Raw genomic sequence first — 23956 nt, forward strand, 5'->3', positions numbered from 1 at the left:
GTCTCACCTGCCCACCTGTCCCGCAGGAGTCTCGCATCTTCCACTCCAATCAACTTGCAATGAAGATTAGTGAACAAAACGCATCTAAAGCAACAACTTTTTATATTAAGAAACTTAAGAGAAAAACTTTCTTGTTAAAATAGAAATCATTATCATCGAAACGTTTCAATTAAATTCAAGGCGATTATAAGGTGTATTTTTCAATGTGTCAATTTCACTTGTTTCCCTTTAATTAAAGGAACACCCTGTAAAACCCTTTATTTTCAACAAATAATGGAAGTCTATAACTTTTTTGCAATTCCGTGTTGAAAACGATTACAACTTGAATTATAATGTGCTTATCGAAACGTTTCAACAATAATCTCAAAGAAAATTCGGGAATATTAAAAAAGGAATTGCTTATTAAGCAAATCATAGGGGGAACTCACATGAAAAAACGTTGGTTTAAAAAATCGATGGTAACGTCAATGGTTGGTGCTCTAGTCCTTTCTGGGGTACTGGCAGGATGCTCTTCAGGTTCTGGCGAAGACGGCAAGACAACGATTACAGTTTGGGGTATGGGAGAAGAAGCAAAATCACTTCCTAAAATCGCAGAAGAATTCGAAAAAGAAAATCCAAAAATTGATGTTAAAGTACAAGCCCTTCCTTGGGATCAAGCACATGACAAACTATTAACAGCAGTTGCTTCTAAAAAAGGGCCTGATGTACTTCAAATGGGAACAACTTGGATTCCAGAATTCGCAGCAGCTGGTGCTTTAAAGGACTTAACACCTCATGTAAAAGATTACCCGGAACTTGATCCAAAGCATTTCTTTGAAGGTTCTGTTGAAACGACTAAGTTTGAAGACAAAATGGTTGGTGTACCTTGGTACGTTGACACACGTTTACTATACTACCGCACAGATTTGCTTGAAGAAGCAGGTTTTAAAGAAGCTCCTAAGACTTGGGACGAACTGAAAGAAGCGGCAGATAAATTGGCTGATCGCGGCAAAGGAAAATATGGTATCTCGATTGACGCGAAAGAACAAAGTCTATCTTTCATGTTCGCTCGCCAAAACGGTGCTGAACTTTTAGGACCAAATAACGAACCGAACTTTAACGATCCTAAGTTTGTTGAAGCAGTAGAATACTTGAACAGCTTCTATGAAAGCGGAGCTGCTCCTAAGGAAGAACTAGGAATGGATATCATTCAAGGTTTCCGTGGAGATGGAATTCTTCCAATGTTCATCAGCGGTCCTTGGATGATTAAGCTGATTAACGACCAAGCACCTGACTTAGAAGGTAAATGGGGTACGGCAGTTCTTCCAGCAAAAGAAAACAATCTTTCAGCGCTTGGGGGATCTAACCTTTCTGTATTCGAACACACAAAGCATGAAAAAGAAGCATTGAAATTTGCAGCTTACATGAGTAAACCTGAAACACAGTTAAAGTGGATGGAAATGACGAACTCCCTCCCTGCAACACAAAAAGCTTGGGAAGATGAGTCGCTTACTGGTAACGAATATTACAAATCGTTCGGTGAACAAATGGAGTCTTCACAGCCAATGCCTGTTATTAAGCAATGGGAAGAAATTGCTCAAACGTATTTAAAGAGCTTTGAGAAAATCTACCGTGGCGGAGCAGATGTTCAAAAAGAATTGGATGCTTTCGATAAGAAAGCTGAAGAGATTTTAAAGAAATAAGTCCGGTTGACGAGGGTATAACGAGCAGTTCATCCTGCTCGTTACCTTTTTATTGTCAACACGGATAACGATGAAGGATGTGAAAAACATGAAAAGCTATTCAAAAACAACTCCTTACCTCTTCATTGGACCGGCTCTTGCTTTATTGGCTTTATTCTCTCTTTTCCCCATAGTTCTTGCGTTGGTGATTAGTTTTACTGATATTGATCTAGCAGGACTGGCAGACTATTCAAATATTAGCTTTATTGGCATTGAAAACTATATCAATATCTTTCAAGATCCGATCTTCTTAAAATCGATAGGTAACACCATCTTTTATGTCGTTTTTGGTGTTCCGCTTGTTATCGCCTGTTCACTTGGTATCGCACTTTTAATTAACTTTGGTACAGCACGTATCTTTAAAGCTTTTCGTCTCGTTTTTTATATGCCTTCAATCACGAACGTGGTTGCAGTAGCTGTTGTATGGACATACCTGTATAACCCACAGTTCGGTTTGTTTAATTATCTGTTAGGCTTAGTTGGTATTCCTGCTATTCCTTGGCTGCAAGATCCAACGATTGCAAAAGGTTCTTTAATCGCATTAGCCGTTTGGCGTGCAATCGGTGTGAACATGATTATTTTCTTAGCTGCATTACAAGGTATACCGAAAACGTATTATGAAGCAGCTCAGCTCGATGGAGCAAACAACTGGAAACAGCTTACGAAGATAACGATTCCACTTCTTCGTTACGCGATTTTCTTTGTATCGATTACAACGATGATCGGATGGGTTCAGTTCTTCGAGGAACCATTTGTTATGACAAACGGTGGACCGCTTGATAGTACGACTTCTGTTGCACTATTTATCTACAGAAACGGATTTCAGTTAAGCAACTTCGGTTATGCAGCTGCAGGATCGTTCGTTCTATTTGTTACCATCATCATCATTACAATGATTCAATTCCGATTGCAAAAGAAAGATACCGACATTTAAGATGAGAGGTGAGAACATGAAAACAAAAGCATCTGATGCAAAAAAGCATACAGAATTCAGCAGTGGATCGCAGGAATCGTTTTAACGCTTGGCGGACTGTTAGTGGCCATTCCGTTTATCTGGATGATTCTCTCTGCGTTTAAACCTGAAAGTGAAGTGCTTCAGCTCACTCCAACACTGTGGCCTGAAACCTTTACAACGGATAACTTTATCTATCTGTTTGAGAACATGAACTTTGCTGTTTATTTGCGTAATACGATCATCATTGTCCTCTGTTCTTTCGTCGGCCTATTTTTTAACGCGATGGCTGGATATGCGTTCGCTAAGTACAAGTTTAGAGGCAGAGAAAAGCTTTTCTATCTCGTACTGGCAACTATGATGATTCCTGGACAAGTAACAATGATACCTGTGTACTTAATCTTGAACCAGATGGGATTAACGAACACCATGGCCGGGATTGTGCTGCCAGGATTAGTTGGTGCATTCAGCATCTTCCTATTCCGACAGTTTATGTCTACGATCCCAGATGAGCTGCTTGAAGCGGCTAGACTTGATGGAGCTAGCGAGTTCCGCGTGTTTATGCAACTGATTTTGCCGATCTCCAAGCCAATCATGGCCGTTCAGGGAATATTGACTTTTATAGCAGGATGGAACAGCTTCTTATGGCCGCTGATCATCGCGAACGATGAGAGTCTATACACGTTATCGGTTGGCTTAAGCTTATTGAAGGGGCAATACGGAGGAAACTTCGCTCTGCAGATGGCCGGTTCAACATTCATGGTCGTGCCAATCGTCATTATCTTTATCATCTTCCAAAAGCACATTATTGAAGGCTATACGATTTCAGGGATGAAATAACAAATAGAGGAGCGGACCTTTTGAGGTCTGCTCCTCTTTAATGGTGCTTGTATGGAGATGTAGACTTTTGTCGAAAAGCCTATAAAAAAATTTGAAGGCCTATAAACTTTTTGAAGGACCATAAATGATTTTGAAGGACTATAAATATTTTTGAAGGACTATAAATGATGAACTACGGCCCATAAAATAAAAGCGGCCTTTACTATGCTCCTTGAAGCACGTCTTCCCTCGCAATCGTTTGATAAGCTTTAAAAACAAATCGCAAAACACGTTCCAATCCTCTGCAGCCTGTATGGATTCCTCACTCACTTCCCCCATACAGGTCTTTGCAATAGTTCGTTTAATTGATCCGAAAAATTGATGATTGTTTCATCTGCCGCACCCTGCAGAACACTCCTTACAAATTCAGCAGGCAAGTACTAGTCTGTTACTCGTTCTATGTCACGATATATTTGAGATAATAAAAGATATCGAGGTCCTTCCCACAGCTTTTTAACGACAACATCACGGAAAATGCGAGGTAGTTTTAGTTCGATATAAGCGGCGTGAACCCTCTTTATATGTTGTTACTGTAAGTGTACTTATATTTTTACACGTTCAACGATAGACAACACTTTATAACCGTATCCCCTGATCCGCACTTAAAACCACATTAAAAAACACCCTCATCCAGATGGATTTGGGTGCTGAATAATTTATTGAATGGAAAACACTTCTTTTTCAAGCAATTCTTCTGGTTTCTTTCCGATTGGATCTTGGTGGAAGTAGTCACGGATCACGCCATCTTTTAAATAGTTGGCGATTGATACCATGATCATCCCCTGATCAAGTGCAAGATACGCTTTTGCGATCTCGCCAGTCTCAACATTTACAGAATCATAGAAACCATACTTGCTGTACGTGTTTAACTCTTTTAATGCTTTGATGTTTGTACGAACTGCTTCTGGGTCGTAATCTAATGCTAAGAAAGACGCATGCGCCGTTACGGTTGCTCCATCTTTATAACCAGATGTTCCAAGTGGTGTTGCTGCAAATTCGCTATACCCATCAGGAGTAGCCGAAGGTGAGAAGCCCCATGCTGGATATCCTTTTTCCTTTGCAAATGCTTGCTGCAATTCAACATGGCGCTTGTTGTTAAGCCCGAGTGCATTCTTACCTAGATCTTTTTCTTTTAAAACAATTCCTGGCATAAGGCTTTCAAACATGCTGCCGCCCCAGCTTGGAACGAACTTTACGCCATTGTATTCATAGTGACCTTCAAAAACAGACACTCCATCATATTCATGTGTTTCACCTTGAGGAATTTGACCTTGCCAATCCCACTCTTTTGGCATTGTTCGGTACATCTTCCACCAGTGTTCGCTTGGCACATCGCCTTTTCCAATCGAGATGTAACTAGCAACTCGAGGTTCTGTATTAAATAATCCATAATGATGATCGGTTAATTTACCTTTAGCGACATCATATCCTCCGCGGAATTGACCTACTTCAGGATCATATAGTGTCGTGTAGTTCATGTTTTCTACTAACTTGCTCGTTTGCGGATTTAACTCGTCATAAGCTTGTCCAACTACGATCAATCCTGCTGAAAGCCATCCGTTATCGACTTGAGAGATGAATTGTCCCCAGTCTTTTTTGATTGAACCGTCGTTTGTGTTGTACCAGTTATAATAAAGGCCATTCCATTTTTCTAGCTTTTCTAATGTATTTAACGTTACTTGGATGCGTTTTACCGCTTCATCTTTTGTGATGATGCCTAACTGTTGAGCAGAAATCGTACTCATCATATACATCCCAATGTTCGTTGGCGATGTGTGAGTTGCGTCTTTCTTACCCTCTGCTGTATATCGCGTTTCATCATATGTCATTCCCGTTTTAGGGTCTGTGTGATCTTGATAGAACGCATATGTTTTCTTTGCAATCGCTTTCAATTCTACGTTAAAAGCAACGTCAGTTCCCAAGTCAGTAGCCGATGCAGTAGGTGTTATGCACAAGTTTGCAAAGAGACTAAACATCAGTAAAAAGCTTATAACCTTAGCTGTTTTCATGGAGTACTGCTCCTCTCTATTTTTAAGGAAATCGTCAATCGAAACGTTTCACCAACATTTTATCATTTTCAACATAAAGAAATAAGTCATTTTTAACATTTTCGGCCATTAGTTGTATGCGTTTTCATAGAAAACAGTATAAAGGTATTAGGAAAATGAGAATAACAGGAAAATTACGGGTAATTTAAGGGAAATAAAGGATAAGAATCGTTTTTATAGAAGGATAATAGAATTATAAAAATTGGAGGCTATTTCATGCAAGCAAGATCTGGACACGTTTTAGGGTACAAACAAATGAAAGTACCTTATCTATTACAAAGCAAAACAGAATCCCCGAAAGGGTTGGCCATCTTCCTGCCCGGCATTGGTTATACAATGAGAAACCCGCTTCTGCATTTTTCCTCTGGTGCCTTTTTAAATAGAGGCTATGATGTTTTGCACGTTAATTATCTGTATTATACCGACGATTATGAAGCGTTTACTATCGAGGAGCTTAAAGCTGCCTTAATTCATGATGTTAGATCCGTTCTAGATGAAGTTTTACCTGCAGTGGACTACAACTCTTATTACCTGTTGGGAAAATCATTCGGTACGTTAGCTATGCCAACTTCATTAGAGTTCGCTCCTCTTCAAAACGCGAAAGCTGTGTGGTTAACACCTAATTTAAGAGACGAAACGGTTTTTCAAACCATGATGTCAAGTAAACAACAAGGACTTTGTATCATTGGAGACGAAGATCCGTTTTACGATTCAGAGAAAATAGAACACTTAATGAAGAACAAAAATGTGGAGTACGTAATCCCTACAGGCGTTAATCATGCACTTGAGGTGGACAACGACATCTTGAAGTCTATTGATACCGTTAAAAGCGTTATTCAAAGAATTAATGATTTTTAATAGGTTAATAATCATTAAAGAATGGAGTGCTAGAAGATGAATTTTAATCGGAAAGAAGCTCTCGAAATATTGGAACGGACACCGGACATTTTGACACAGTTGTTATCCGGTCTCTCTCATGACTGGCTAACTAACAACGAAGGCGGCGAATCATGGAATTCGCTTGAAGTGGTCGCTCATCTGATCGAATGTGAGAAAAACAATTGGATCCCTCGTGTATCTAGCATTCTTTCAAGTAATGAAATTCAAGCCCTCCCTCCTTTTGACCGGTTTTCCCACTTAGGAATGGACATGAAATTGGATAAACTTTTATTAGAGTTTAAGCAGTGCCGACAGGAGAGTCTATTACAATTAAACACTATTCTTACAAGTGACTCTGATTTTGAAAAAACGGGACTACACCCTGAGTTCGGGTCTGTTACATTAAGACAATTGCTTTCAACATGGGTTGTGCATGATTTGACTCACATCAACCAGATTACGAGAATACTAGCTATTCGATATCAAGATGATGTAGGTCCGTGGAAAGCTTATTTAAGCATATTGAAGTAAAACGTTTCCTGTTGGGAGCGTTTTTTACTTTCCATAAAGGAAAATAATGGTTTTCGTCGAATAGTTAACTTTATTAGATAAAAAGAGAGATAAAGAGATATAGGGGAAAATTTCATGTTTGTTCTTGTTATCCGGCGGACGATTTATTTCTTGCTGCCGATTGTTGGGGTCTTTTTTATTGGTGCACTGCCCTACCTTTTTTTAGCAACGTAAAAGGCATTGAAGCAGTTGCGCGCTTACTTGAATCTGGGGCGATACAGAATGCATTATTTTTAAATCAAGATCTTGGACTATTCTTCAGTCCCTATTTAGAAAATATCGGTTCGCTAATGATGAGGCTAATCACATTCTCAAACGTAGAGTATTATGAGTATCAACAGATTAAACTTCTGTTTCCTACCATACTAACTCCATTCTATTATTCATTTAGACTTGTCATCGGTGCATTTTTGTTAGCTATAGCATCCTCATTAATTCTTGCATTAGCCGTAAAAATATTACCTGACAAAATACAAAAAGCCGTTCGTTTTCTCTTCTTTTCTCTAGAGTCACTGCCTGATATCTTTCTTGTCGTGATGATTCAATACGGTATGATACTATACTTCCGAAATACGGGGCATCTCTTATTCCCGATTGTTCACAGCAACCAGAATCCCAGCTATTTTATTCCCATTTTATGTTTGGCCATTATTCCAACTTTATTTTTAACAAGAACGCTATTATTTTTGCTAGATGACGAGGATTCAAAGACATATGTTGAGTTTGCACGTGCAAAAGGGCTAAGATATGCACTTGTTCTTTATATTCACATGCTAAGAAATTCACTGCTTAGCCTTTTCTATTATTCGAAGACCGTTTATTGGCTTCTCATTTCTACCCTCTTTATGGTAGAAACGATTATGGCGATACCAGGCATTACAGATTTCATGCTTGACTATGGACCAACAACACCAGAGGTCATCACGGTAAGTATTTTGTTAATGTTTGTGCCGTTCTATTTATTATTTACCGGCACAGCTTACGTTCTTGAACGCAAATTAGGACGTACAGAAGAGGAGGTGGCGTAAGATGTCCGTTTGGAAAAGCCCCTCTTTTTGACTGGTTTTCTAATCATTATTTCTCTTTTTGTTGGAAGTATTATTTACTCTCATTATGTGCCTAATGATAAGCAGCCTGTAATGCAGATTCGGTATGACGAAAATAAAAATGCCATCGATGGTGCACCTATTGCGCCTCATAAAGAAATGCCATTTGGAACGGATCGGTTTGGCGTTAGTATTCTGCATAAAGTGCTGGACGGTGCTAAATACACGCTCGGCGTTGCATTTTTCATTGCATTTGCCCGATTATTTTTTGGAACCATCTTAGGACTTCTGATTAGTCAGATGCCAAAGTTCATTCTACGGTCGCTTAGTAAAATCTTTGAATCGTTTTATTATGCGCCTGCTACCATTATTGCCTACTTGCTTTTGTTTCCTGTACTTCAGATTTTCACATGGGCAGTAACACGCGAAGCACAGACGACATTTGCTATCATACTACTAGTTATTATCGCTGTTCCACCCGTTATGGTTACAGTGGCAAGCGAAACTTCTAAGTTTTTAGAAAATGAGTTTATCAAGTCAGTAAAAGTTCTAGGAGGCGGCAGGTTCCACACACTTCGTAAACACGTGCTGCCTTACTTAAGGCCGCGTTTAGGAATATTGTACAGTCAGCAGCTGATCGCCACTCTTTTACTTGGCGCCCATCTTGGCATTTTACAAGTATTTATTGGCGGAACAGACTTTATTACACTTGATCCATTAGAAAACAATACCGTACCTGTAGCCATGATCAACGAGTGGTCGAGTATGATTGGTGCGAACTACTACCAAATCCGTGGTGACCGTTGGATTGTTTTCGCTCCACTTGCTGGATTTGCTGTCACAATTCTAGCACTGAACTTTATGGTTGAAGCGATGAAACGCCAATACCTCGAACAAGGCGCTTATACGAAGAAAACTCGTCGTATTCGGAAAGGCAAAGCACCTGTACAGGTGAAAAAGTTATCTCAAGAGCAGTTTGAAAAGATTATGAAGACTGGGACTGACGGATAAAAGTTTTAAAGAAGACTCGCGAAGGTGAAAGTTGGCCTGTGCGAGTCTTTTTTTGTACCGTTGATTGCTGGAGTTTGTCGAAAAATCGATAAAAAATTTTATGTGTGAATATATTTGATTTATACGTGAAATTTTCACGAGTTACCGTGAAATTAAGGCAAGATGCCCTCTATAAATGTGAGATGTTCATCTAAAACGTACATCTCTCCCTTATGTACATCTCCAAAGTACTAAAAAAATGAAAAAAAGGATGACTCCATTTGGAATTATCCTTGATACAAGCACCGTTTGAATATGTTTATTTATAGCTATAGGTCCAATCAAGTACTTCTCGTTGTCAGCAAACTCGAAAAGAACTATTTAGGTAAATTCTCTTTCATCCAACCTCTCAAAGCTGCAGTCTCTTCTTTTCCACCTTCAAAAACATAATATACGGTCCTTCCGTTGTCAGTACCCTTTAAAATGATATTGCGATGTATCTCTTCTTTGTTACCATTTGTGTTCGGAATAAACAAATGAATGTTTTCATTTGTTTCATAAGGATTAGTGTAATACAAATCAAAATAATGCTTTTCCGTAAATCGACTCATCTGATGTGTAGGTTTTAGTGTTTTTAACCAAGGATCTGCCAGTGCTTGAATCTGATCATAATCTTCCCACTCGACATTCGTATCCTCAGTATCAAATCCAATGGGCTCTGTACCTATTAAGGATTGCACTCTTTCATAAACTGCGTAAGACGCTTTTCCGTCAATCGGTTCCTTTTCTGCTTCAGCTGACAAACAAGCTGTTAACAGAACAACTAGACTTAAAAATAGAAAGTTAATTTTTGTCATATTTCGCACCCCTTTACTAGTTTGACGAAAAAATAACCAATAAGTTACATTTTGTTCAATAGAGACTCTTCTAAAGATCGTTGCTTTCAAACCTTATTTTTATTATTTTCTATGAAAGTTGAATGGAGTGAAGGTGCGAGACTCCTGCGAGCACCTGGAACGGAAATCAACCACTTCCCAAGGGCAACATTGAAAACAAATAGCCAAAAATAATAACAAAGGAATGTTTCTGCTTTTCGTGGAATAGAGGAATATAGAGAAAAGACTGCAACAAGGAGTGAACGTTTTGAGTGAAGCAGATTTCAATGTGATCCTTTACACACTTTTCCTTTTGCTCGGGTTACCGATCAGCTATAAATACGCAGAGTTTACAGTAACACATACCGGAATGGTTCTTCCTCACTTTTTTGTTAGTTTAATGATCAATTTATGTGTGGGAGCCGTTGGTATTGTTGGCTGGATTTTCTTTTCTGTTAAGATTTCGAGAGCCTTTACACTTGGCGGCATCTACCTAGGTGCTTGGATCACTTCATTCAGCCTCGCTATCCTTTTAACCTTACTTCTGATCAACCGGAAATCCATGTTACGAACATTTCACTATAAATGGCCAACATAAAAACACCTTCCACACATCTAGGAAGGTGTTTCCTCTTATTAAGCTCTTACTCTCTCTTTTTCCAGATCACTTGCAGGACCAAAGAATTCAAAATGGATATTTTCTTTCGTTACGCTCAACTTCTGTAAAGCTAAGTTAATGACTTTCATAAAAGGAACTGGTCCACAGAAGTAGTATTCTGCATCATCTTGCAAAGGCAATACTTCTTTCAGCCACGCTTGATCCACATAACCTGTTTTCGTATAACCAAAGTCCTCATCCAGTGGCTTCTCATACACAAAATGGGTCGTGATGTTGTTAGAATCAGCTGCTAATTCCAAAACTTCTTCTTTTAAAGCATGTGTTTGTCCGTTAATGCTTGCATGGATAAAGGTAACTGCACGTTCTGGTTGTTTTTCAGCTGCCGTTTTCAGCATGCTTACCATTGGTGTTAAACCAACACCTCCACTGATTAGGACGACAGGTTTTTCACTATTCGTATCTAAGTAAAAGTCACCTGCTGGTGCACTTAAGAAAAGAACATCTCTTTCTTTAATTCCTTCGTGCAGATAGACAGACACGATTCCGTCAGTTGTATTTATACCTGTTTCTTTTTTAACAGAGATACGGTAATGCTCCTTTCCTGGTGCATCGGAAAGGCTGTACTGACGAATATGTGTGTTCTTTTCACCTGGAATATCCATTCTGACACTCACATACTGACCGGGTTGGAAGTTCGTAATCTGACCTCCATCTTGAGGTTTTAAATAGAAGGACGTAATGACAGTGCTCTCTTCTACTTTTCTAACGACTTCAAATGGTCTGAAACCTTCCCATCCGGCTTCCTCATACATGTTACGCTCGACCCCAATAAAGGCATCTGCAATGACACCGTATGCTTCGGCCCAAGCGTTAATGATATCGTCCGTTGCCGCGTCACCAAGGACGTCTTTGATCGCGAGCAATAAGTTTTCACCCACGATAGGATAATGTTCCGGCTTCACACCTAAACTTCTATGCTTGTGTGCGATCTGCTTAACAACTGGAATAATCGTTTCAAGCTTATCGATGTTTGCTGCAGCGGCATAGACAGTGTTAGCCAGCGCTGCTTGCTGTCGGCCTTTTTTCTGGTTGGCATGGTTAAAGATATTTAACAGTTCAGGATGCTTCTCAAATAGCATTTCATAAAAACGGGAAGTAATCGCTTCTCCGTGTACTTTCAAAACAGGTACAGTTGACTTAATGATTTCAATTGTTCTTGCTTGTAACATGTCAATTCCCCTTGAGTTCTTTTTACAACTTTATCGTAAAGAAAATACAAAAGGGAATATGTGATTACAATCACTTTTCCTTTGGACGTTTTGTGAACATAAACAGTGTTAATTTCTTAGCCACGCTTCTGCTTCTCGCTCCAATTCTTCTTGAAGGTCTGCCGAATCCTTCGTATCATTTAACGCTTGCGCTGCATACTTTCGTGGAAAAATTTTATATAACGTGTTCTTAAAGTCGTCTCCATCACTAGGTTCTTTGTAATAGGAAACGACATATTTTCCATTCTCATTCTTTAGCTTGATGACAGCAGGAACGGAATGTCCAGACTGCCCTTCTGTTTTTGTTTCCTCATTAAAACCATTATATAACGAATACAAATAGACGGTTGTTACGTCCCCTGTTTTCTTTGCTCCATAAATTTTGTGGACTTCAAACTGTTCATCAGTCTTTGGATAAACTTTCTCATAAGAATGAATAATGTAGTCTGAAATTGCCTCGTTCATTTCAGAAGTTATTTCAACATTTGAAGAGTGATTCATCGCGCTGCAACCTGTTAATAACACGAAGATCAACAGCAATTTTATAAATCCAAATCGCATTCACTTCCCCACCTTCTTAAGATAAATCTTTGCCCCATAACATTTGAAGAAAATTCACGTAAAACGTAAAAAGTACGGAAACAACCAGCAACAAAACTGGAATAAAGCGATATCGGTCCACTCGAGAAATCGTGTAGATCAGTATTCCAAACGAGATTGCTGTTGCACCATAATAAACATAAAACATGGGATACACTGAAAATGCTCCTAAAATCAATCCTAATACAGCAAACTGTACGCAAAACATGAGAATAGAAAATAGAATCCACTTTTCCTTACCCGTTGTTTTGAGAGCACCCGTTAAAGCCAAGACTCCCGCTCCAAGAATAACGGCCATCAGCGTCCATTCATATAGAAAGAACAGGTTTTCGTAATCCACTGCAAAAAAATAGCCAATCAATGAAACCGGAATGACGGCGAGCAGAAGAAACGAACTTCTTTTTATATATTGAGTTGCCTGCATACTGTATCCCCCTCAACTAAAGTTCATATAACTATATTACCATTTTATGGGTTACGATAGTTCTATTCTTTCAAACTATTCAAACGATTTTAAAATAATATGATAAAATTGAAGAACACAAAACTTAACTTAGTGAAGGAAAGCGATTTAACCAGAACTTAGGAGTGAATTGAACAATGAAACGATATTTTCATACATATAAAAATAAAGTGGTACACATAACCGAATGGGGTGAAGATAACCAATCAACCATCCTTTGTTTACACGGCTTAGGCAGTACAAGCTTCAGCTTTTTGGAAGTAGCTGATGTGCTGAAAAATGATTTTAGGCTGATAGCGTTTGACGCTCCTGGACACGGAAAATCGGACAAATTAGATTCCGCTGAAGATTATGAGATGCCTAGACTTGTAGAATGGGTTCATGGTTTGCTGCAGCAGTTAAATGTAAGCGAATTCTATTTTCTGACGCATTCTTGGGGAAGTTTCTTATCTCTTCATTACTTGACAAAGTATCCGGACCAAGTGATCGATACTATTCTAATCGACGGCGGCTATCAAACAAAGCGAGTTTGGTCTTCATCACTAGAAGAAGAAATGGATCATTATGAAAAAGATTTTGATGAATATGTTTTTGATTCTTGGAATGCCTTTTATCAAGCAGAAAAAGAAAATTATTTAACGTGGAGCCCTTTAAAAGAAATTGCTGTAAAAGACTTAGGTGTAGAACGGGACGGCAAAGTTTGCTGGCACGCAAAAGGTGAAACTGCTCGGCACATCATTCGTGGCATGCATCTGCATGAAACAGAAGATATATACCACCTTCTTCCAAAAGATATCACGCTGCTGGTCGCCACACTGCCTGAGCGTTTATCTGAAATTAGACTACAAACCGCTAACGTGTTCAAACAAAAAACCCATGGTCATGTAAGGATATTACCGAGGACGACCCATTTATTGCACTGGGACAGACCAGAGGTGGTAGTAGAAGAAATTAAAGCCAAATGGCTAACAAAAATAGGGGGTTAAAAGATGGCACACTTGCTCGTGTATTTTTACAAATTGAAACCAGAAGTGAAGGAAAAGTTTCTTGAGATTTCTGCTCAAACCAATAAAAAGTTTCAGGAATATGGCGGAGTGACCGAACAAATCTTTAAGTTATCCACTTCCCCTAAGAACTATGGCATTTCCTCCATTTCAGAAAAACTGCATGTCGAGGAAGATGAGGAGCTTTGGATCGGTCTGCTTCGCTTTCAATCTGAAGAACACGCGCGCATGACAATGGATGACTTTGACCGAGATTCCGAGGTGAATGAACTTTTGAACGAATTCGTTGTACATGTAGCCCCACTTGAGAAATTAGTTTTTGGAGAGTTTGTTTCCGGACAAGAAGTAATCACAGTTTAAAATAAGTAAGGATGTCTATTAAAAGACAAATCCTCAATCATTTCGGTCTAAAACAGCTAGATCCATTATTAAAAGCATTGGTTCCCTTGCATAATTTTTCTACATATCAGAACCCTTATAATATTACTTAAGGTGATATACTATGGTTAAAATATAGTGGAGGAGGCTCTGAAAGTGGACGATATTTTAAATAAAATCCTTAATGAAGTCAGTGGTATGCGTGAAGAGATTGTTGATTTAAAGACAGTTCAAGATCGCATTGAGAACACACTCATCCCAGATTTAAAAACCGGACAGGACCGCATTGAGAACAAACTCATCCCAGATTTAAAAACCGGACAGGACCGCATTGAGAACAAACTCATCCCAGATTTAAAAACTGGACAAGACCGCATTGAGAACAAACTCATCCCAGATTTAAAAACCGGACAGGACCGCATTGAGAACACACTCATCCCAGATTTAAAAACTGGACAAGACCGCATTGAGAACAAACTCATCCCAGATTTAAAAACTGGACAAGACCGCATTGAGAACAAACTTGATAAAATGAATTCCAACATTATTTCAAGTATAGGAGATTATACAGATAAGATTATTAATCATTTTGAAGAGACTACTCAAGCATTGAATAAAAACATCATCACAAGTATGGGAGATTATACAGATAAGATCATTCATCACTTTGATGATACTTCTCAGGCATTGAATAAAAGAGTGTTAAAGGTTGAAACTGAAATTGAGAGAGCTAACAGACAGTAAAGGCACCTAGACAAAGAATAGGGTCTTTGCTGTTTTTAATTTGAATACTTGTGAATGTTAAACATATTTTTATGTAAAGAAGGAGGCTAACAATATGACTTGGTTTTGGGTTTTCATCGGAGGCATGTTACTTTTTGCACTTCTTATAGACTGGCGTCGGAAAAGAAATAACAATAATCCGCACAATTCTACTCACGCAGGTGCTAAGCCTGGGGATAGCACCAATTATCAGATGGGAGACAATCGGTATACAGGTGGCGGCGAATAGAAAAAGCATCTCCTTCTAACAAAGGAGATGCTTATCCGAATTCTTTTTGATGGGCTTTTTTCATTTTCAAATATTCTTCATCTGTTCGAGCCAACTTCCACTTTTCTTCAAAGATAGAGGCTGACTTTGCTTTTACAGGGTCTATTTTACGCTTATTCACCTCGCCGTTTTCTTTGTATTTCCTTCCCCTTTGTAGTTCGTATAACGCCGTGCACGTGTATAGCCCATCTGCAGAAACTTCCGCGCCATATCGGCACCAACAAAATCTTTATTTTTCTTATACTCTAAAAATTGTTCATATATTTTCTTAGAAGACTTTTCAGCTTCTTCCGGTGTTTTGAAACGCCAATGAGGAAGGATCTCACTTTTATAAGGCTCAACTAAGAGAACCCCTTGTTCCCCGCGTCCAACACGATACTTTTCCGGCTGCTTTCGAAAATCGATATTATCAAAATCAAGGTCATAGTCAAAAGCCATTGAATTCCCTCCTTTTTCTTATCGTTACCCGAAAAGAGGAAAATCAAAAATTTTGAACGTGTTCCCTTTCCCCAAAAAAGAATCCGCTGTTCATTAGAACAACGGATCGCACACTTATTGAACATTTTCATATAAACTTTCAGAAGCTTCTTCTATAAAAGGACATGGCTTTCCGCTATAAAACACGGTCAACTCATGCATGGCACGCGTACATACCGTATAAAAAGTTTACGCTCACGTTCATTTTGATAGCCCGATGCATCAAATATAGCTACCGCATCGAACTCGATGCCTTTCGCTAAATAGGAAGGTATGACCATCACTCCTTTTTGGAAGGCAGCATCTTCGTCTATCATAAGCCTTACATCCATTTTTCCCTTTAACGATTCGTACACTTTTTTACTTTCTTTCGCAGATCGACAGATTACAGCAACCGTTTCATGCCCTTCTTTCAACCAACCGCCAACGAGCTTTTCAACCTGATCAACATGACTTTTCACACCTTCAACCGCCACGACAGATGGTTTCTCTCCTGAACGATTAAATGGAATAATCGTGCTTCCATCATTCAAAAGACTTTTTGTAAATTCTACGATCTCTTTTGTCGAACGGTAACTTCTTGAAAGAGTAATTGTTTCAGGCTTTTTCTTATCCAATAATTTTTTCAGCCTGCTGAACGATTCATCCGAAGCATGTGCGTAAATAGACTGGTTTAAATCTCCCAGTACGGTTAGATTCGCTCTTGGAAAAATGCGCTGAATGAACGCGAATTGAAACAGTGAAAAGTCTTGTGCTTCATCAATAAAAACATGTCGCACAGCTGCATTACTTTGGAAACCAATCAATAACTCTTTTACATATAAAAATGGTGTGGCATCTTCATTCGCAAGATGATTTTGCTTTAAGTTGAACAGCGTTTGATTGCAAATGTCGTTCCATGTATCGAGGTTGTCTAGCAATTTATTATTTTTCTGAAACAGTTTGGCATAGAGTGACTTAATGTCCAGAAAAGCAAATTGTTCAACTTTTTCTCTAACCGTTTTAAAAGCGATCCTAGTTACATATGCTGATAAAACTTTTTGCTCACTTTGAAGATCATTGAACGAATCTTTGCCATACTGATTTCGTTCTTGCAATTTCTCATAAAGCTTTGTATACACATTTTTATCAAGAAGTTGGATCTCTTTTTCTACCCAAGGTTTCTTGCGTTCTCGACGCTCAATTTTCTTCAGTTCTTCTAAAATCCAGGCTGTCGTCTTTTTCATTCTATAAGGAACGGTTTCACGCTGGTCTAGCGAATAAAAGAATTCACTGATCTGTTTTGCACGAATGACAACACGATCCCGGAATCTAATATCTAAAAACCGCATGCCTGATGTACTCAATTTTTCTACATAGCGATGGATTGCTTCTAGAAAATCAACTGAAGCTTTAAACTTTATTCCATTTATGCGACTTGACTCATTACTTCCTGACAGCAGATCCTCCATCTGTTCAAAAGGTGTTTCCACAGAGAAATCATGTGCTAAATGATGATCGATATAAGCCTGGAAAGTGGTTTGCTCCATGTTTTCTTCCCCAAGTTCTGGAAGCACGTTTGCTACATAACTGTTGAACATGTTGTTTGGCGAAAACAAAACGATATGATGAGATTGCAGTGTTTCACGATCCCGATACAACAGGTACGCTACACGCTGAAGTGCCGCTGAAGTCTTTCCGCAGCCAGCCGCTCCTTGCACGACAAGTAAGTCACTGGATGTATTTCGGATTATCGCATTTTGTTCTTTTTGAATCGTAGCGACAATGCTTTTCATTTGGGTATTTGCTTGATTGCCTAGTACTTGCTGAAGAAGTTCGTCCCCGATCGCTTCTCCTGTATCAAACATGCCTTTAATTTCACCGTTCTTTATAATAAACTGCCTTTTCAGCTCTAATTCCCCTGTGATGATTCCGCCCGGCGCACGAAAATCCGCGGTACCAAGAGAATGATCATAATACAAACTAGAGATCGGTGCACGCCAATCATGAACAAGAAAAGAGCTTGTTGATTCATCATAGTAAGAAGCAATCCCGATGTATACGTTCTCGGTCTCGTTCTCATCCGCTTCTTTAAAATCAATGCGTCCAAAATATGGGGACCTCTTTAGTTTTTCATATGTTTTGAGACGAGCTTGTGCTGAAGTGTGACTTCGTTCGATTTCGGATAAAAGTTCTGATTGCTGCTTGATGCTTGCAGCTGTTTCAATAGCATCGTCAGCATCATCTAGGTTTACTGTCACGTCAGACCAAAAGTTTTTTCTGATCTGCACAACATCTTCTAGCTTTCCGCTAAGATGACCCTGCAGTTTGGCCGTAGCATCAGAAAGTTTATAAATCACTTTATCTACTCGTTTTTGTTCATTTTGTTGTTCCTGATTCCAAGTAGTCATCCGATCTCTCCCTACTACAAAATTTATAGTTGACACACACTTCCATTTTATCGTATAATATAATTAAGGATTATTATAAACATAAAATATTGAGAAGTGCGTCTTTCCTATAATAGCATATTTCAGTGTAAAAAGTACATAAATATTATTAAAAAAAACAGTGAACCTCCACATGGGGATTCACTGTTTTCTTTTTGTAGAGCTAAACCTGCTTAACCGATTGGTTCTCAATGACTCTCTTGATAGCATGCATTTGTCCTAAATGATAGGTTTCGTGGAATACTGCGAAGTTTACAAGCTCACCGAACGTTGTAAAATCAAAGAATGATTTTTCCAACTTTTCTTGCAAACGTTCCTCTGGGATTTCTTTTATTCTTACTAATTGGTCTGCCAACTGCTGTTTAAGTTCTGCTAATGTTGGCACTTCCCCTTCCAATCAGCCGGGCTAGTTCCTCTGTTAAATAACTCAATATAATGTTTCGGTAAGTTTGAAGATTTTTCTGGGAAACCAAGCATAAAATACTCAGCTGTGGTAAGGACATGACCAACATGCCAGCGAATATTGTTGTTGAACCCTTCCGGCTGAATATCTGCAAGTTCTGCGTTCATTGCTTCCAAGTGTTTTAGAAAAAATCCTCGTGACAATTCAAAGTTTTGAAATGTTAAATTGCTCATTCATACGCCTCCTCAATTTTTAAAAGCGTTCACACCGACCATTATACAAACCCTATCGCTGCTTGCCTAATAATGTGTCTTAACGGTAGTTATCATGTATAGGTTTAAATAGATCTTCACTTGTGCTTCTTACTGCCGAGAAGTGATCCACGTTATAGTGACCATGTAGAATCTTGTTGTGATGGTTTATGATTTGTTCCGCGGCCAATACCTTTGAATCCGTTGTAGAATGCCCATCTCCAACTAGTGTTACATCAAAACCTGATACAGTTGCCATCCTTACTGCAGTATCGATGCAATGTTCTGTTTTACATCCCATCATGACTAGATGACGGATCTCATTCTTTGTTAAATATTCTAGAAGTGGCGTCCCATAAAAAGAGTTCGTTGCTTTTTTATTAAAAATTTCAGCATTCTCAGGAACGGAAATCTCAGTATGAACCTCAAATCCAGCTCCTTTTCCCTCTGCAACATCAAGATCTCTAATAAAAATAATGGATGCCTCTTCTTGTTCCGCTTTTTTAATCACTGTATTGATGTTATTTAAAAGACTTTCTTTGTTAAAAACCTCCTTCTCTTTTTCATTACCATCTATCAATTCTTGTTGTGCATCAATGACAATTAGGGCTTGCTTCAACTTTTCCGCTCCTCTTATTCATTTTTCCTTCCAGATTTACTTTCGACATAGAATTCACATATCTTGTTTTTTTGAGCGAATTTTTTTGAAATTGGTTAATACTAACAAAGTAGTCATTTTTTATCGTTGCGAAAATCTTCAAACTAACGAATAATAGTAAAGTTCAATTCATGAATGATTTTAGGAGGAAAAGGAATATGAAGTACATCATCTTTCTGGCTGGAGTGGCTGCGGTTTTCTTGTTAGCCTTTCTTGTCAGCAATGATCGCAAAAAAATAAAATATAGACCCATCTTAGTCATGCTTGGGTTGCAGCTAATCCTTACATACTTTCTATTAAATACAGGCATTGGCCTTGTAATAATAAAAGGAATTTCTAAACTGTTTGAAAAGTTGTTAAGCTATGCAGGAGCCGGAATTGATTTCGTATTTGGCGGACTGGCAAATGAAGCAGCGATGCCGTTCTTCTTAAACGTTTTGCTTCCAATCGTATTTATTTCTGTTTTAATCGGTATTGCTCAACACTTTAGAATTTTGCCGTTTATTATCAAATGGGTTGGTTTTGCCTTAAGTAAGGTGAATGGTTTAGGAAGACTAGAATCCTATAATGCCGTGGCATCTGCGGTTTTTGGTCAGTCCGAAGTATTTATCTCTGTAAAAAAACTGCTAGGTCATATGCCAAAACATCGGTTATATACGCTATGTACATCAGCTATGTCTACTGTTTCTGCCTCGATCTTAGGGGCATACATGACGATGATCGATCCGAAGTACGTTGTAACAGCTTTGGTGCTTAACTTGTTCGGCGGATTCATTATCGCAAACATCATAAATCCGTATGAAGTAACTTCTGATGATGACATTATTGAGATAGAAGAAGAAAAGCAAACATTTTTTGAGATGCTCGGTGAGTACATCATGGATGGCTTTAAAGTAGCTGTGATCGTAGGAGCCATGCTTCTTGGATTTGTTGCGTTAATCGCGTTAATCAACGACGTGTTTGACATGGTTTTCGGCATTACCTTCCAAACGATGCTTGGATATGTGTTTGCACCTGTTGCATTCCTTGTAGGGATTCCATGGGCAGAAGCCGTTTCAGCAGGTACCATCATGGCAACAAAACTTGTTTCCAACGAATTTGTCGCGATGATGGATTTAGCGAAGTACGCGAAGAATATGTCTGATCGAACAATCGGTATCGTATCCGTATTCCTTGTGTCGTTTGCCAACTTCTCTTCAATCGGTATTATTACTGGTGCAGTTAAGGGGCTCCACGAAGAACAAGGAAACACGGTTGCCCGCTTTGGTTTAAAACTCCTCTATGGTGCAACATTAGTAAGTATTTTATCCGCTGCCATTGCTGGTTTATTTCTATAAGCAAACAAAAAAGAAGCCTCGGCTTCTTTTTTTGTTTCACTTTTTTAAGTAACTGCTGAAAACGTTGGAGAATATACGACTTTTCCTTCATAAATCGTTATCCAGTTATACTGGGTGGGGTATTAACATGACTAATTCCGGAAATTCCAAACTTATTCCCGCGAGTTTTTGCTATTTATCCGCGAGTCGATATAACTCGACAAATATCGAACATCCCCTATACCTTCTAACCTATAATAATCATTTACGTTAGAAAAAAACTGCCGCCTCTTTTAGAGACAGCAGTTCATTATACTATTGAAGTTCAGCAGCAAATTGACCTGGGTTCAATTTTAGTGCTTCGTGAACAGTGTTTAACTTTTCTTCAAAAGCTGTGAATAATTCGTCAGCTTCTGCTGCTTTTGCTTCATCTTCTAATCCAGCTACGCGAGCTTCGTAAGACTTCTTCAATTCTTCAAGAGAACCTTTTACAGCTTCTTGGTTTTCTTTTGATAGATCTGATGGTACTTCAACAGATGGAATTTCGGCAACCGCCTTTTCACCCGCTGCTTTTGCATCAGCTTTTAATTTATCTAGATCTGCTTGAGCAAGTGCCTCTTCGCCTTCTTTTTCAAGACCTGCAGCATATGCATTAAATGGCGCATGGTAACCGCGAAGCTTATTTACAAGCTCACCTTCAAAGTTAAGAAGTGTAATCTTTTCAGCATTTCCATCTTCTTTCTTTTCAGTAGCCGCTGCTGGCTTTGCTTCTTCTTTCGGTTTCTCTTCTTCCTTGCTGCATCCTACGCTAAGCGCAAGTAGAGCAGCTGCTGTTACAGCAAAAAACTTTTTCATCGAGATAGCCCCTATATATATTTCTATTTTTTGGAACTTTCTCATTTTAATACTTTTTCTTACTATTGTAAATCAAAATGTATCCGTTTTCTCTTTTTCTACAAAAAATAATCCTCAAGTCTTAATATGATTGAATTATCAAATTATTTGTAAAATTTAATTTATTAATTCTTTTAATATAAAAGTTATAGCTGCATATTTAACTATTAACCCTCTTAAACGTTTTCTCATGATTTAACAGCCAATCTTTTCTCCATATACCTCCTGCATAACCAGTCAGTTTCCCGCTCGTCCCTATGATTCTATGACATGGAATAACGATGCTTAATTTGTTCTTACCGTTCGCATTTCCCACTGCCCTGACCGCTTTTTCTTTTTGAAGCATGTTTGCGATATCTCGGTATGATGCGGTTTCAGCAAACGGAATCCGTAAAAGCGAATTCCAAACCGACTGTTGAAAAGGAGTCCCCTTCGATTCATAGGCAAAAGTAAAGGTTTGGCGCTTCCCTAAAAAGTATTCATGAAGTTGTGTGTAGCAATCTTGTAGAACAGCTGGTATTTCTCTCTGGTGCTCAATCGCTGACGCTCTATCAACGAACATAATAGAGAGAACAGTATCTTTGCTGCTTACCATCTCTAGAACACCAATAGGAGATTCATAGTCCACTATGAAATGCTTACTCATACAAAGACCTCCAAAGATAAAAAGTGGCGTACGCTTCCCAGCCACTCCAATTTTTCGCGATTTCCTTCAATTCATCGATTATTGGTTTGCGATCCTGTCCCAACTGTTTCATTACTGCGTTGTGAAGTCCTACATCAGCTATCGGAAATGCATTGGGTTTCAACAAACATTTCATTAAACAATAGTCAGCTGTCCAAGCTCCGATTCCACGTATGGAAATCAGCTGTTGAACAGGATCCGCAGACTTCTTCAAAGCATTCTTTGATAAACGGCCAGCACACATCTCTTTAGCAACCTCAATCACGTACTCTGCTTTTCTCGTCGTAAATTGAAGTTTTCTTAACTGATGAGTTTCAAGACGTGCAATTCTTTCAGGCGTTGGGTATAACCAAAACAACTTGCCATCATAGTTAAGCTTCTCACCAAAGTTCTCAACAAGCCGCTGTTTTAGCGTATAAGCAAATTTCAAATTGATCTGCTGTCCCATGATCGCCCAAGTCAAAGCTTCAAACAAATCGGGAATTCCAATAATCCGTAAACCGTAATACTTATGTATAAGTCGTTGAAGGATGTGGTCTTGGGAAGCAACGCAATAAAAAATTGAAAGATCTCGATTCAGGTCAAACCATTCCGTAATAAACTCAACCACTGTTTCCTTTTGTTCTGTTTTTTCATCTGGAAACTTCACGATTAACTTTTGATCTCTGCAAATTATCTTCAGTAGAACCATCTCATCATCGACTTTTAATAGTTTATAAAGGGTATCATCTTGAATGTCATGCAGCACTTCTAGCTGTGACCTTCCGAGGAATGTAAGACATTCATGAAAGCTGAACTCTTTGGGTAAGTCTATTTCTAAACACTCACCGCAATCAGTCCACCGCATGACCAGCCTCCTTTAATGTTCTAGATTTCCGATAGTCACTTGGTGAACAGTTTTTGAGCTGACGAAACGTTTTATAAAAATTTGAAGGACTTTGAAAGCCAGCTTCGTAACAAATTTCAAGGTTTGTTTTTGTTGTATTCACTAGCAGGAAAGCCGCTTTATCTATACGAACCTTTTCTACATATTCACGAGGCGTTTCGTTCATTTCCTCTTTAAACAGCCGTTCTAAATAAAAGGAGCTCACTCCTACGTGATCCGCTATATCCTGCAAAAGTATGCGCTTTTGATGGTTGTTCACTAAATAACTCGTTGCTTTTCTTATTACATCAATCTGCGGACAATGTTCGACCTCAGGCTGGCACCTCTTACATGCACGGTACCCCGCTTCTTCACATTGCGTGATCGTATCATAAAAAACGACATTCTTCTTTTTTGGCTTTCGCGATCGACAGGAAGGACGGCAGAATATCTTCGTTGTCTTAACGGCCGTATAAAACAACCCGTCATAAGACCGGTCGCATTCCATGATCTTATCCCACATTTCGTCAAATGACATATGTACGTTACTCACTGTTCATCCCTCCATCCATCATCTTTTCTTTATTTTATCAAGCTAAATCCTAGAAATCGTCCTCAATCTTGCTGTTATGGTC

General features: G+C 38.8%; 26 protein-coding genes and 1 pseudogene. 13 read left to right on the forward strand and 14 right to left on the reverse strand.

Features of this window, described 5'->3' with window-relative positions; translation table 11 throughout:
• The first annotated feature begins 428 nt into the window (after positions 1 to 428).
• From ACEWFH_RS17980 to ACEWFH_RS17990, 3 genes are all read left to right on the forward strand, one after another.
• On the forward strand, positions 429 to 1682 hold the full coding sequence (locus ACEWFH_RS17980) for a sugar ABC transporter substrate-binding protein (protein WP_473725105.1): 1254 nt from the start codon (positions 429 to 431) through the stop codon (positions 1680 to 1682).
• A gap of 88 nt (positions 1683 to 1770) precedes the next feature.
• Positions 1771 to 2655: a carbohydrate ABC transporter permease gene (locus ACEWFH_RS17985; protein WP_066236285.1), complete on the forward strand. Its 885-nt coding sequence runs from the start codon at positions 1771 to 1773 to the stop codon at positions 2653 to 2655.
• A gap of 54 nt (positions 2656 to 2709) precedes the next feature.
• Positions 2710 to 3513 (forward strand): carbohydrate ABC transporter permease, encoded by an 804-nt coding sequence (locus ACEWFH_RS17990; protein ID WP_473727347.1) that lies wholly within the window; start codon positions 2710 to 2712, stop codon positions 3511 to 3513.
• A gap of 695 nt (positions 3514 to 4208) precedes the next feature.
• Here the strand turns inward: ACEWFH_RS17990 and ACEWFH_RS17995 are convergent.
• Positions 4209 to 5561: a glucoamylase family protein gene (locus ACEWFH_RS17995; protein ID WP_473725106.1), complete on the reverse strand. Its 1353-nt coding sequence runs from the start codon at positions 5559 to 5561 to the stop codon at positions 4209 to 4211.
• A 255-nt stretch (positions 5562 to 5816) separates the two neighbouring features.
• Here ACEWFH_RS17995 and ACEWFH_RS18000 point away from each other — a divergent pair, with 255 nt between their 5' ends.
• The 4 genes from ACEWFH_RS18000 to ACEWFH_RS18015 all read left to right on the forward strand — a co-directional run bounded on the left by ACEWFH_RS18000 (position 5817) and on the right by ACEWFH_RS18015 (position 9106).
• Complete coding sequence (locus tag ACEWFH_RS18000) at positions 5817 to 6458, forward strand: alpha/beta hydrolase (protein WP_473725107.1); 642 nt, start codon at positions 5817 to 5819, stop codon at positions 6456 to 6458.
• A 36-nt stretch (positions 6459 to 6494) separates the two neighbouring features.
• On the forward strand, positions 6495 to 7010 hold the full coding sequence (locus ACEWFH_RS18005) for a DinB family protein (protein ID WP_473725108.1): 516 nt from the start codon (positions 6495 to 6497) through the stop codon (positions 7008 to 7010).
• A gap of 329 nt (positions 7011 to 7339) precedes the next feature.
• Positions 7340 to 8077 (forward strand): ABC transporter permease subunit, encoded by a 738-nt coding sequence (locus tag ACEWFH_RS18010; RefSeq protein WP_473725109.1) that lies wholly within the window; start codon positions 7340 to 7342, stop codon positions 8075 to 8077.
• A 27-nt stretch (positions 8078 to 8104) separates the two neighbouring features.
• Positions 8105 to 9106 carry an ABC transporter permease gene (locus tag ACEWFH_RS18015; RefSeq protein ID WP_473725110.1) on the forward strand — a complete coding sequence of 334 codons (1002 nt, stop codon included), beginning with the start codon at positions 8105 to 8107 and terminating at the stop codon, positions 9104 to 9106.
• Positions 9107 to 9462: 356 nt separating this feature from the next.
• Here ACEWFH_RS18015 and ACEWFH_RS18020 read toward each other — a convergent pair whose 3' ends face one another.
• On the reverse strand, positions 9463 to 9942 hold the full coding sequence (locus tag ACEWFH_RS18020) for a hypothetical protein (RefSeq protein WP_473725111.1): 480 nt from the start codon (positions 9940 to 9942) through the stop codon (positions 9463 to 9465).
• 286 nt (positions 9943 to 10228) lie between these two features.
• Between ACEWFH_RS18020 and ACEWFH_RS18025 the strand changes: the two genes are divergently transcribed.
• The gene (locus tag ACEWFH_RS18025) at positions 10229 to 10558 is read left to right on the forward strand and encodes a hypothetical protein (RefSeq protein ID WP_473725112.1); all 330 of its coding nucleotides are present in this window, start codon (positions 10229 to 10231) and stop codon (positions 10556 to 10558) included.
• 38 nt (positions 10559 to 10596) lie between these two features.
• Here ACEWFH_RS18025 and hmpA read toward each other — a convergent pair whose 3' ends face one another.
• From hmpA to ACEWFH_RS18040, 3 genes are all read right to left on the reverse strand, one after another.
• Entirely contained in the window at positions 10597 to 11808 is a 1212-nt protein-coding gene (hmpA, locus tag ACEWFH_RS18030; RefSeq protein ID WP_473725113.1) for an NO-inducible flavohemoprotein, read from the reverse strand.
• Between the two features lie 108 nt (positions 11809 to 11916).
• Complete coding sequence (locus ACEWFH_RS18035) at positions 11917 to 12408, reverse strand: hypothetical protein (RefSeq protein WP_473725114.1); 492 nt, start codon at positions 12406 to 12408, stop codon at positions 11917 to 11919.
• Positions 12409 to 12424: 16 nt separating this feature from the next.
• Complete coding sequence (locus ACEWFH_RS18040; protein WP_473725115.1) at positions 12425 to 12871, reverse strand: hypothetical protein; 447 nt, start codon at positions 12869 to 12871, stop codon at positions 12425 to 12427.
• Positions 12872 to 13047: 176 nt separating this feature from the next.
• Here ACEWFH_RS18040 and ACEWFH_RS18045 point away from each other — a divergent pair, with 176 nt between their 5' ends.
• The 4 genes from ACEWFH_RS18045 to ACEWFH_RS18060 all read left to right on the forward strand — a co-directional run bounded on the left by ACEWFH_RS18045 (position 13048) and on the right by ACEWFH_RS18060 (position 15304).
• The gene (locus ACEWFH_RS18045; protein ID WP_473725116.1) at positions 13048 to 13896 is read left to right on the forward strand and encodes an alpha/beta fold hydrolase; all 849 of its coding nucleotides are present in this window, start codon (positions 13048 to 13050) and stop codon (positions 13894 to 13896) included.
• A 3-nt stretch (positions 13897 to 13899) separates the two neighbouring features.
• A complete protein-coding gene (locus tag ACEWFH_RS18050) occupies positions 13900 to 14274 on the forward strand; it encodes a hypothetical protein (RefSeq protein WP_473725117.1) in 375 nt (124 codons plus the stop codon).
• Positions 14275 to 14448: 174 nt separating this feature from the next.
• Entirely contained in the window at positions 14449 to 15036 is a 588-nt protein-coding gene (locus tag ACEWFH_RS18055) for a hypothetical protein (RefSeq protein WP_473725118.1), read from the forward strand.
• Between the two features lie 94 nt (positions 15037 to 15130).
• Positions 15131 to 15304: a hypothetical protein gene (locus ACEWFH_RS18060; RefSeq protein WP_473725119.1), complete on the forward strand. Its 174-nt coding sequence runs from the start codon at positions 15131 to 15133 to the stop codon at positions 15302 to 15304.
• A gap of 31 nt (positions 15305 to 15335) precedes the next feature.
• Here ACEWFH_RS18060 and ACEWFH_RS18065 read toward each other — a convergent pair.
• The 5 genes and pseudogenes from ACEWFH_RS18065 to ACEWFH_RS18085 all read right to left on the reverse strand — a co-directional run bounded on the left by ACEWFH_RS18065 (position 15336) and on the right by ACEWFH_RS18085 (position 19522).
• Positions 15336 to 15781: pseudogene (locus ACEWFH_RS18065) on the reverse strand (DUF4385 domain-containing protein).
• A gap of 188 nt (positions 15782 to 15969) precedes the next feature.
• Positions 15970 to 18210: an RNA polymerase recycling motor HelD gene (gene helD / locus ACEWFH_RS18070; protein ID WP_473725120.1), complete on the reverse strand. Its 2241-nt coding sequence runs from the start codon at positions 18208 to 18210 to the stop codon at positions 15970 to 15972.
• 202 nt (positions 18211 to 18412) lie between these two features.
• Positions 18413 to 18634: a DinB family protein gene (locus ACEWFH_RS18075; protein WP_473725121.1), complete on the reverse strand. Its 222-nt coding sequence runs from the start codon at positions 18632 to 18634 to the stop codon at positions 18413 to 18415.
• The gene (locus ACEWFH_RS18080; RefSeq protein ID WP_473725122.1) at positions 18622 to 18885 is read right to left on the reverse strand and encodes a DinB family protein; all 264 of its coding nucleotides are present in this window, start codon (positions 18883 to 18885) and stop codon (positions 18622 to 18624) included. The genes ACEWFH_RS18075 and ACEWFH_RS18080 overlap by 13 nt, the downstream gene beginning before the upstream one ends.
• Before the next feature lie 79 nt (positions 18886 to 18964).
• Positions 18965 to 19522 carry a cysteine hydrolase family protein gene (locus ACEWFH_RS18085; RefSeq protein ID WP_473725123.1) on the reverse strand — a complete coding sequence of 186 codons (558 nt, stop codon included), beginning with the start codon at positions 19520 to 19522 and terminating at the stop codon, positions 18965 to 18967.
• 197 nt (positions 19523 to 19719) lie between these two features.
• Between ACEWFH_RS18085 and ACEWFH_RS18090 the strand changes: the two genes are divergently transcribed.
• Positions 19720 to 20898: a NupC/NupG family nucleoside CNT transporter gene (locus ACEWFH_RS18090; RefSeq protein ID WP_473725124.1), complete on the forward strand. Its 1179-nt coding sequence runs from the start codon at positions 19720 to 19722 to the stop codon at positions 20896 to 20898.
• A 294-nt stretch (positions 20899 to 21192) separates the two neighbouring features.
• On the opposite strand, the gene ACEWFH_RS18095 is transcribed toward ACEWFH_RS18090, so the two are convergent.
• From ACEWFH_RS18095 to ACEWFH_RS18110, 4 genes are all read right to left on the reverse strand, one after another.
• A complete protein-coding gene (locus ACEWFH_RS18095) occupies positions 21193 to 21732 on the reverse strand; it encodes a hypothetical protein (protein WP_473725125.1) in 540 nt (179 codons plus the stop codon).
• Between the two features lie 199 nt (positions 21733 to 21931).
• On the reverse strand, positions 21932 to 22417 hold the full coding sequence (locus ACEWFH_RS18100) for a methylated-DNA--[protein]-cysteine S-methyltransferase (RefSeq protein WP_473725126.1): 486 nt from the start codon (positions 22415 to 22417) through the stop codon (positions 21932 to 21934).
• Positions 22410 to 23303 (reverse strand): DNA-3-methyladenine glycosylase family protein, encoded by an 894-nt coding sequence (locus tag ACEWFH_RS18105; protein WP_473725127.1) that lies wholly within the window; start codon positions 23301 to 23303, stop codon positions 22410 to 22412. Before ACEWFH_RS18105 ends, ACEWFH_RS18100 begins: the two co-directional genes overlap by 8 nt.
• A complete protein-coding gene (locus ACEWFH_RS18110) occupies positions 23290 to 23844 on the reverse strand; it encodes a bifunctional transcriptional activator/DNA repair enzyme AdaA (RefSeq protein WP_473727348.1) in 555 nt (184 codons plus the stop codon). The genes ACEWFH_RS18105 and ACEWFH_RS18110 overlap by 14 nt, the downstream gene beginning before the upstream one ends.
• Between the last annotated feature and the right edge of the window lie 112 nt (positions 23845 to 23956).

This window comes from Fictibacillus sp. EA-CB0309 (assembly GCF_055814265.1).